General features: G+C 57.0%; 2 protein-coding genes and 1 pseudogene. All 3 read right to left on the bottom strand.

From position 1 onward, the window contains the following. Nucleotides 1-419 (bottom strand): annotated as a pseudogene (locus ABD971_RS05030) (TolC family protein); the annotation flags it as partial. A gap of 226 nt (nt 420-645) precedes the next feature. Continuing rightward, entirely contained in the window at nt 646-3,030 is a 2,385-nt protein-coding gene (locus tag ABD971_RS05025; protein ID WP_345320022.1) for a heavy metal translocating P-type ATPase, read from the bottom strand. Nucleotides 3,031-3,339: 309 nt separating this feature from the next. Continuing rightward, nucleotides 3,340-5,784, bottom strand: a complete 2,445-nt coding sequence (locus ABD971_RS05020) for a TonB-dependent receptor plug domain-containing protein (RefSeq protein WP_345320020.1) — start codon at nt 5,782-5,784, stop codon at nt 3,340-3,342. Between the last annotated feature and the right edge of the window lie 216 nt (nt 5,785-6,000).

The following is a 6,000-nucleotide window of genomic DNA, read 5'->3' as shown; positions in this document are numbered from 1 at the left end:
TCCCCTGGCACGTCCACGCCGATTTGCTCGCCGCTGTATATCAGCGTGGGGTTCGGATACAGACCGGCTTGCAATGCCTTGGCTGTTTCGCCTGAAATTTGCAGCCGTGCTTGGCGAATGGTCGGATTGTTTTGCGTAGCCAGCGCCAAGAAATCACCCAGTGAGTGACTGACGACATTGGCGTCTTGGGACATTGGGCCGCCAACGACCTGTCCATCGACGACAACCGGCGGCGGATCCATCGAATAGGCGTCATCCCCAAGCTGCACTTGAGGAAACAGCGGACCGGATGCGTCCAGATCACTCAGTCCGTAGGGAGCGTCAGGGACGGGCGGCGGAGGGACGAACGTTTTTCCTGGATCCGGTCTCTGGGCCGAGGCCAGCGATGCGGTTCCAGTGAGTGCAAGTGCTAATAACATGCGAGATTTCGAAAAACGTCGTTTCACTTCGCTCTGCTCCTTTATCCGCCTTGTGTGGCATCGTTGCCCACAGAACGGTATCGGAGCGATACCCACCCTGGGTACATCTGGTCTTATCCATTCGAGAGCGTTAACGCAAGGAAATTCCGTTTGTGCGGGTTAAGAAGATTAATAGCGGAACGTCTAAAACATGCGTCTGCGAACCTTGTGCCAACGCGGTCCGGTCTCACGTTAGTTTCGCGGCACGCAGTCTCAATGCGTTGGCGATCACCGACACGCTACTGAAACTCATTGCCGCAGCAGCGATCATTGGGCTCAGCAAAATCCCAAAGAATGGGTACAGCAGGCCGGCGGCAACTGGGATTCCCAAGGCGTTGTAAATGAACGCAAAAAACAAGTTTTGACGAATGTTGCTCATCGTTTTACGGCTTAGATTGCTTGCCGCCGCGACACCGCGAAGATCACCACCGACCAAGGTCACGCCAGCGGATTCGATCGCGACGCCCGTCCCGGTTCCCATCGCGATGCCCACATTCGCTTCGGCGAGCGCCGGCGCGTCGTTGATCCCGTCGCCCGCCATCGCCACGGTTTTGCCTTCGCTTTTCAGCTTGCGAACAAAGGCGTGTTTCTGTTCGGGCGAGACCCCTGCATGAAACTCGTCGATCCCAAGCTTGGTGGCAACCGCTTTCGCCGTAGGTTCCGCATCGCCCGTTAGCATCACGACCTTCAGTCCCAGCTCATGCAGCGTTTTTAGAGCTGCGGGCGTACTCGGTTTGATCGGATCGGTGATCGCCATCAACGCGGCCAATTGGCCATCGACGGCGACAAAGATTACCGTCGCGCCTTCGTTTTGATGCTTCGTCGCCTGATCACGCCCCGCCGCGACACCAGCGACGTTTTGCTCGATCAACAAGTCGGCTTTTCCGATGATCACGTCGCGTCCATTGACCCGGGCTCGAACGCCGCCGCCGGTGATGCTGCTGAAGTCCGTCGCTTCGTGTTGCGATCCACCGCCTTCTTTCGCACGCCGTACGATTGCTTGGGCGAGCGGATGTTCACTTTGTGTCTCTACGGCGGCGGCCAAGGCCAAGATCTCTGGCTCGCTTGTTCCGCCAAAGGTTTCGATCGCGGTCACCTCGGGCCGCCCTTGGGTCAGCGTGCCCGTTTTGTCGACGACAATCGTGTCGACCTTTTTCATCACCTCTAAGACTTCGGCGTTCTTGATCAGCACGCCCTCTTTGGCACCGCGGCCGACACCGACCATCACCGACATCGGCGTGGCCAATCCCAACGCACACGGACAAGCGATGATCAACACGGCGACGGCAGCGACAAAGGCATGCGCCAACTGAGGTTCGGGGCCAAACATCGCCCAACCGATAAACGCCAGGATTGAACAGACAATCACGGCGGGTACAAAATAGCGAGCCACGACGTCGACTAGCTTTTGAATCGGGGCACGGCTCCGCTGGGCATCGGCGACCATTTGCACGATCCGGCTCAACACCGTGTCACCACCCACACCGACCGCTTCCATCACGAGTGCCCCGGTTTGATTGAGCGTTCCCCCGGTGACCTCGTCCCCTTCGGTTTTCTGCACGGGGATCGGTTCGCCCGTCAACATCGATTCGTCCACACTGCTGCTGCCGCTGAGGACGCGGCCATCGACCGGGACTTTCTCGCCCGGCCGGATTCGCAAGCGGTCACCCTTGTGTACCGAATCGAGCGAGACTTCTTCTTCGCCGTCGTCGGTCAATCGATGCGCCGTCTCGGGAGCCAACTGCATCAATTCACGGATCGCACCGCCAGTTTGCTGTCGTGCACGAAGCTCCAGTACTTGACCAAGTAACACCAGCGTGATGATCACCGCAGCCGCCTCGAAGTACAACGGCGGCACCCCGTGTTCGAAGAACGCTTCGGGGATCACGCCAGGCAACAGGACGACCACGAGGCTGAACAGATAAGCCGCCAGAGTTCCCACTGCGATCAGCGAAAACATGTTCAGATTCATGCTGCGAAATGACTTGACGCCGCGAACCAACAGTGGCCAACCGCACCAAAACACCACCGGTGTGGCCAATGCCAATTGCAGCCAAGCAAATACCGTTTGGGACATCCAATCGCTGATCCGCAGCCCTACCATCGGCCCCATCGCGATCACCAACAGCGGCACGGATAAGACAACGCCGACCCAGAACCGGCGTTTCATGTCGGCGTACTGCTCGTCATCGCCATGGTCGGCCATGTCGATAAACTTGGGCTCTAAGTCCATGCCGCAGATTGGGCAGTCGCCAGGTCCCTGTTGCTCGATTTCCGGATGCATCGGGCAAGTGTAGATCGCCCCCGGATCGGTCGGCTTGTCGGCCGTGGAGCTTTTTGGGGCCCCCGAACCATGGCAGCAGGATGATTCGTTTGCAGAGGCGTGTTTTTTTGCGGCCTCCTTCTCGGCTTGCGTTGCCAACACCCCTGCCGGGTCGGCTTCAAATTTTTTCTGACAGCCCTGACTGCAAAAATAATACGGATTTCCGTCGTATTCGCTGTGTAGCGAATCGCTTGGGTTGACCGTCATCCCACAAACAGGATCCACGGCGGTGATTTGGGAGGTGGACATGGTAAATCTTTCAGCGTGTCAGTTCGACAAACGAGCATATACCCTCTACCCGTATGCAAGTTGCATGCCGTAAGTGACGGCTGTTTGAGTGTCCAGCAAGGTTCACCATCGATGCGTGTCAAAGCAAGGGCTTCATCACAAGTAGCGGCGCGGCCTTGAGTGTTAAAGGTTGGGTGAAGCGTGATTGTCATTTGCGTCGGTTTTTTGCCACCTCCGCTAGCCGGTGGCTCACGCCACCGGCAGAGGGTGTATCGGCCGCCGGCCTGTGATCGCGAGGACCTGTAATCGCGAATCTGCGACACCCGCAATTTACATCGCGTACTGGTAACCAAACACCGCGTTGAAACCGGTGCCGTCGACGCCGCTACCGAGCACTCGATAGTACTTGTCGGTGATGTTTTCCAGCGATAGCGAGACTTGGTGCTGGTTCCGCTCGCCGAACGATCGGCCCGTTCGCACGTTCAGCGTGGCGTAGCCCGGAGTACCGCCTGGGATGAACCGCACATCGCCAAGGTTCGCGTTGTTGTAGCGATCGGCACGACGCACCATCCAGGTGTAAACATCGAAATAGGCTCGCGGTTCTGGAACCGTCAAACGCAATCCCAAAATCCCTTGAGTTGGCGGGATCCGCGAAATCGGTTCATCCGTCGTGGTCAATTGTCCGTAGGTGTAGGCAAAGTTTCCGTACAGCGACAAGTTGCGATACAGCATGTATTCGCCGCTTAATTCGGTACCGTTGAGGTACGCCGTTTGATTAGTCAAGAAGTCCGAACCGCCGATGGTTTCACGAGCCAGGATGCTGTCAAAGTCTGTCCAAAATTCGATCAACTGCAATCGCAATCGGTCGTCATTGTATTTCAACCCGACCTCGTACGTGTAACTATGTTCGGCTTGGACCGAAAGGTTGCCTACCAAGGGCACCGAGACATTGTTCTGCAGCGACGTTTTGTTTGCCGTCAAATCATCGATCGTCGGCGCACGAAAGCCTTCGTAAACGCCACCGACCAACCGCACCTCTTCGGTCAACAAATACGACAACCCAACACTGGCGATCCAATCTTGATACGATCGTTCGAAATAGGTGGGGCCGAGCGTATCGAAGTTGGGCGTTCCTGAGACGTTGATGTTCTCGTAACGAACGCTCGTCGTTGCATCGAGTCGTTCGGTCAGCGGTACGTTCCACGACAAAAACGCACCCACGCGATCCGCTTCGGAATCATCGGGGTATTGTGGATCGGTCGTCGTGGGCGTGGCCCCGGCCGATGTGGGGTTGTCGATCCGGACCCGTTCGGCGTTGATCGATTCGGCATAAAAATCGGTGCCGTAGGTCAATTTGCCGAAATCGCCAATGCCTTTGACCGCAGAAAGTGTCACGCCCCAACCGAGATCGTCGAACTCACCGATCTCTCGCCGCGTCGGTTCGGCCGTAGAGTCGTTGCTCGCATAGCGATCGACCACGCTTGCTTCTTTGGTGCGCGAACCGGATAACGTCAATGAATACGCATCGGCCAAGAACAAGTCGTCTGCGGCAAGTCCTTCGAGTCGTGCGTAGATTAAATCGCGTTGCTGTGGATCAAACACCGTAGGTCGCTGCGTCGGCACGCTTCCATCGGACGCCGGACCGAGCACAAAGGGCAGGAAGCGATCGCTGCGTTTCAGATCTTGTTGCTCGAAATGCTGTAGCGCGACGGTCAACAGCGAATCTTCGTTGAGCATCCGTTGCAGTTTGATGTCGCCCGCGTACTGGGTGTAGTCGGTTGCCGGTTGACGCCCAAAGTCGCCACCGACATCGACATTGCCAACATCCAGATACGAGATGCCTCCGGTGACTCCGGTCGCTCCATGCCAACCGCTGAAGCCGGTTCGGGTGTACGATGATGCTTCCGCGGTGCTATAAATTTGACTGAACTGAGGGCTGAAGTAATCGCCACGCAGCGGGTCTGCGGATCGCGTGACGACATTGATCACGCCCCCGATCGCATCGCTGCCCCACATCGCCGATTCAGCACCGCGAATCACCTCGATGCGTTCGATCGACCCTGGATCAATCGTGGCAGCGTACTGGTTCGGTCCCGGTCGTAGGATGCTGGTATTCATGCGAATGCCGTCCACGAGGACCAAGATTTGTTGACCGGTCAAACCGCGAATGAACGGTGACAATTGTCCGTTGCCGGTTTGTTGCAGCGTGACGCCGACTTCGTTTTGCAGCGCACGATACATCGTGGTCGCTTGGCGTCGGTCGAGGAGATCACGATCGATGATGGTCGCCATTTGGGGCGTTTTGAAAAGATCGGACTCGCCGCGCACGATGCTGTTTAGCCCCGTGGGATTGTTGACGCTATCGCCAAACATTTGATTGCTCAGCGATGGAAACGATTCGTTGAAAAAAGCATCGTTCGCGGCGTCCGTTTGCGATGGCGTATTGTCTGAAGGGGGCGTCGGAGGCGTTCCGAAATCGTCCGCCGATGGCACAAACGTTTGGTCCGCGGATGCCTCGATTTCTGGGGCGGCTGAGGACGGTGACGAAGGACTATTGAGGTCGGCCGGCGGCTCGGGAGTCGCGGGAACGTCGGGAGGCCGAACTTCAATTTCCGGCAACGTGGCCTGCTCGTCCTGTTGCAGCAGCGTTGCCAAGGTGATGGATTGATGCGGATGCGCCTCGATCCCTCGATCCTCACTAAATCCAATCGTGCCCATTGCAATCATGCCTAGCGGAGGCAGCATCGCGAGGGCGAGTCGTGAAATCCGTTTCACAGCAGCAGTATCCTTGGTTCACAAACGATGCGTTGGCCGTGGCAACAAGGCTAGACGCTTGCAATCGTTCTGATTGAGCTATCCCGTTTCATCGGTGCATTCGCTTCGATTGCTCCATCGCCTTTCTTTGGCACCGGCAAAGTCAACGTATTGCGAACGACCCTCAGCGAATTTGCTGGAAATGACGGTGAAAACTTCGCCTGGGGCGATGGGTAA

Source organism: Novipirellula rosea, from assembly GCF_039541335.1.
GTDB lineage: Bacteria > Planctomycetota > Planctomycetia > Pirellulales > Pirellulaceae > Novipirellula > Novipirellula rosea.
The sequence above is the reverse complement of the archived record's forward strand: the minus strand, read 5'-3'. Positions and strand labels throughout refer to the sequence as shown.

What these genes read in the sequence shown, in the direction of transcription:
- ABD971_RS05025 (WP_345320022.1), bottom strand. Translation starts at nt 3,030, where the DNA reads ATGTCCACCTCCCAAATCACCGCCGTGGATCCTGTTTGTGGGATGACG.